General features: G+C 60.8%; 4 protein-coding genes, 1 tRNA gene and 1 pseudogene. 2 read left to right on the forward strand and 4 right to left on the reverse strand.

Annotation, left to right across the window (positions count from 1 at the left end):
- Positions 1–715, forward strand: a 715-nt coding sequence (locus EN893_RS24195; RefSeq protein ID WP_164901064.1) for an ATP-binding cassette domain-containing protein, incomplete at its 5' end; no start/stop codon positions are given.
- Positions 716–748: 33 nt separating this feature from the next.
- Here the strand turns inward: EN893_RS24195 and EN893_RS24200 are convergent.
- The 4 genes from EN893_RS24200 to EN893_RS24220 form a co-directional block, all read right to left on the reverse strand.
- Positions 749–1,093 carry a hypothetical protein gene (locus tag EN893_RS24200; protein ID WP_127270013.1) on the reverse strand — a complete coding sequence of 115 codons (345 nt, stop codon included), beginning with the start codon at positions 1,091–1,093 and terminating at the stop codon, positions 749–751.
- A 225-nt stretch (positions 1,094–1,318) separates the two neighbouring features.
- A complete protein-coding gene (locus tag EN893_RS39440; protein WP_236382860.1) occupies positions 1,319–1,762 on the reverse strand; it encodes a hypothetical protein in 444 nt (147 codons plus the stop codon).
- A 6-nt stretch (positions 1,763–1,768) separates the two neighbouring features.
- Positions 1,769–1,984, reverse strand: a complete 216-nt coding sequence (locus EN893_RS24210; protein WP_164748709.1) for a hypothetical protein — start codon at positions 1,982–1,984, stop codon at positions 1,769–1,771.
- Positions 1,985–2,766: 782 nt separating this feature from the next.
- Positions 2,767–2,843: transfer RNA gene (locus tag EN893_RS24220), tRNA-Pro, on the reverse strand.
- 200 nt (positions 2,844–3,043) lie between these two features.
- Here EN893_RS24220 and EN893_RS24225 point away from each other — a divergent pair.
- Positions 3,044–3,584: pseudogene (locus tag EN893_RS24225) on the forward strand (phosphomannomutase/phosphoglucomutase); the annotation flags it as partial.

The following is a 3,584-nucleotide window of genomic DNA, read 5'->3' on the forward strand; positions in this document are numbered from 1 at the left end:
CGATCACATCTCGATCCGGCTGCAGCGAAACCAGACCATCGGCATCGTTGGTGAATCCGGCTCGGGCAAGTCGACGCTCGGCCGCGCCTTGCTGCGGCTGTTGCCGAGCGACGGGCTTATCCGTTTCGGTGATCGCGACATTTCCCAAGCCGACAGGCAGGCGATGCGGCCGCTGCGGCGCCAGATGCAGCTCGTCTTCCAGGATCCGTTCGGCTCGCTGTCGCCGCGCATGACCGTCGGCCAAGTCATCACCGAAGGACTTCTGGTGCATGAGCCTGATCTTTCGGGCAAGCAGCGTGATCAACGCGCGGTCGACGCCTTGCGCGAGGTCGGCCTCGACCCCAACGCACGCAATCGCTACCCGCACGAATTCTCCGGCGGCCAGCGGCAGCGCATCGCCATTGCTCGCGCCATGATCCTGAAGCCCAGGCTGGTGGTATTGGATGAGCCGACCTCGGCGCTCGATCGCTCTGTGCAGAAACAGATCGTCGAACTGCTGCGCAAGCTGCAGGCGGACCACGAATTGTCCTATCTCTTCATCAGCCACGATCTGTCGGTCGTGCGCGCCATGGCCGACTACATCATCGTCATGAAACAGGGCAAGATCGTCGAGGAAGGGCCGACTGAGGCGATCTTCAGCGATCCGCGGCACGCCTACACACAGACGCTGATGGCCGCGGCGATCGACGTGACGCGATTTCGCCTGAGCGCCTGAACCGGGCTCCGCACCGAGGCATTGGCTGTCCGCTCAATTCGCGGACCTGGGGCACTTGCGTGCTCGCACAGCGGCAATGGCATCCTGTTGCTGCTTAAGCCGGTCGATCCTGGCTGTTTCGCGGTTGGCTACCGCGGTCTTCACGCGTGAGCCGCCGAGCAGCCAGCGTGGAACATTGGTGTTGGCCACCTTGCCGCGCGTGATTGCCGTTTGCGAGATGTCACGGGCGACGTCTCCCATCGCCCTGTTGAGGTCGGTGCACGTCATCGAATCGTATTTCGCTGCATCGACGGTTCTGCCGAGCGATGAACAGCCAGTGAAGAGAACCAGCGTCATCACAAGAATCAAGGGCGGGGCTGTGGTTGAATTCAAATTCATGTCGCACTCGGCCCGCCGTTTGGCTGACTCCATCAGGTCCATCGACCCTAAAGCCGACGGACCTTTTCGTCAAAATATGCGGCCCGCGAAGAAACCTGCCACCGGCCAGCCTTTGCGTCCGGCGCAGGAACATTCTCTGCCACTCGAATTGCTATCTGGCGCGTGTTGGGTTCAATCACTGGTGAACGCAGAGAGCCCGTCCCGGCGACGTCGGGCGGTCCTTTCCTACGCTGCTTCGGCCACGAACGTCGACGGGGAGCAACCGCCGAGCACTGTCTGAGCGATGTCGGCGTCATTTTCATCGACATGCGCCATCACCAGAACCACCCCCTCGGCAACGTCTTGATCATCCGCCTTCATGGCGGCCATGGCGAATGTTCCAAACAGACCGCCGGCAACGCCGCCGCAGACCGCGCCAGCCACCGCTGCTGGCAACACGCTCGCAGCAAGAGGATTGATGCCATGGGCCGCAACGGCGCTCAGGCAGGCCAACACGCCGGCGGCAGCGCCAAGTAACGATCCCAAAGCGGAAACCCTAAGAGATCCCGCCTCGTTATTGTAAGGCCCGATGATGGCGATCTGTACGCGAGGAATTCCGGCCGCCACCAAGTCGCTGGCGACCCGCGCCGCATCGGCGGGGGAATCAAAAAGTCTGCTAATCGTCGGCATGGTCGCTTAACGCTTCTGGCTGTTCAGCGTCGTGTCGGTGAGGAATGACGCGGCAATCAGGTCGTCAACCTCGATTAGGCCCTCGTCGCCCTCCATGATGGCCGCGACCTTCTGGAAGGTCTTCATCTCGTCTTCGGTAATCTGGGCTTCCTGCATCCTGGCTTTGATCTCTGTCATCCGCATGCCAAGGGCATGGGATTTCTTGGTCTCACGGTTCGACATGCTGCTGCTCTTTAGTTTTTCATTGATCATTTTCGCCCACCACCCGAATTTGGGGCAAGGGCAAGCGTTTCCAACCTGGACTTCGGTCGGGCAGGGGCTGGACTTAAGTCTGGTTGCGGGCGTGATTGGGATGCGTGCCAAAGGCCTCTCGTGGCCCCACTCCCATCAAGACCCGACTCCCATCAAGAATCGGGGCCGGATTCCTGCGTCGGTACCCGTCGTTCGATCACCACGGGATGGTGCCGATGGGTTAGGACGAAACCTGTCACGACAGTGCTGTCGTGGTGATGATGCCGGCGCCTATGATCATGGGACGCACGACGGAACATTAGGCGTGCCTGATGGTTTATTTCTCGCAGCCGGGATCACGATTTGGTGGTCTGCTGCAGATCAGTCGGCAAAGGCTGGTCGGCCCGCGTTCTCCGCCAGAGGCGCGGGCTTCCCCAGGCAGCAGGAGAGAGATCATGAACAACATCATTTGGCTCGTTGGAGCTGTAGTCATCGTGATAGCGATCTTGAGCTTTTTTGGCCTCCGCTGAGCGGAAACGCGCGTACCAGTTGAGATGTTTTCCGGGATCTGTCCGCGAGCGCAGGCATGAAGGCATCAGGCGGCCGGTTGGACCGTCTGGTTACTGTCCAGTGCAAGAGGCATCGCTGTCGGCCGAGTCACAGAGGCACGGCGAATAGAAATTCGCCCATCCGACTGACGGGGGACGCGAGTAGTCTCGCTTGAGGGGCAGGTGGAGCGCCGAAGTCGGGATGCGCTAACTCTTTGTTTTCTCTGGTCGGAGTGGCAGGATTTGAACCTGCGACCCCCTCGTCCCGAACGAGGTGCGCTACCAGGCTGCGCTACACTCCGTGACCAGACCGCGGGCTTATAGCCGCCACACTTGGTTCCTGCAAGCGGCACGGCGGCACTTCTGTCGCATTTCGTCGGCTTTCGTCGAGCATTGCCCGAAAGGCCCGGATTCCCTTCCGGAATAAACGTGGCCTAAAGCCTTGTGTGCTAAGCCGCAGCCCTCGACAATTCGTAATTTCTGCCATTCGGAGTTTCCAGTCTTGTCTTTCAGCATCGTTGGCGACGCCCGGCCCAACAGTTTCGAATTCGAAACCGAAGCGCTGATCAAGCCATCCGGCTTTCGCGAATATGATGCGCGCTGGTGGTTCGGCCATCCCGGCTCCGCGCAACTGCCGGAGCTCAATCTGATCGGCGTCCAGGCGCTCGGCATGGGGCTTGGCACGCTTATTCGCCGTCTCGGCGCCGGTCCCGATATCGTCACCGGGCATGATTTCCGCTCCTATTCGCTGTCGATCAAACTGGCCCTGGTGTCCGGTTTGATGGCCGCAGGCGCACGGGTGAGGGACATCGGACTGGCGTTGTCGCCGATGGCGTATTTCGCCCAGTTCGCTTTGGATACGCCCTCGGTCGCCATGGTCACCGCTTCGCACAACGAAAATGGCTGGACTGGCGTCAAGATGGGTGCTGCGCGGCCGCTGACCTTCGGCCCGGAAGAGATGAGCGCGCTGAAGGCGATCGTGCTGGCAGGTGATTTCGATCTCGTCGGCGGCGGCTCCTACGATTTCATCCGCGACTTTCGCG

Source organism: Mesorhizobium sp. M7A.F.Ca.CA.004.04.2.1, assembly GCF_004022825.1.
Lineage (GTDB): Bacteria > Pseudomonadota > Alphaproteobacteria > Rhizobiales > Rhizobiaceae > Mesorhizobium.

Coding starts and splice junctions, on each gene's coding strand:
- EN893_RS24200 (WP_127270013.1), bottom strand. CDS start 1,093: ATGAATTTGAATTCAACCACAGCCCCGCCCTTGATTCTTGTGATGACG.
- EN893_RS39440 (WP_236382860.1), bottom strand. CDS start 1,762: ATGCCGACGATTAGCAGACTTTTTGATTCCCCCGCCGATGCGGCGCGG.
- EN893_RS24210 (WP_164748709.1), bottom strand. CDS start 1,984: ATGTCGAACCGTGAGACCAAGAAATCCCATGCCCTTGGCATGCGGATG.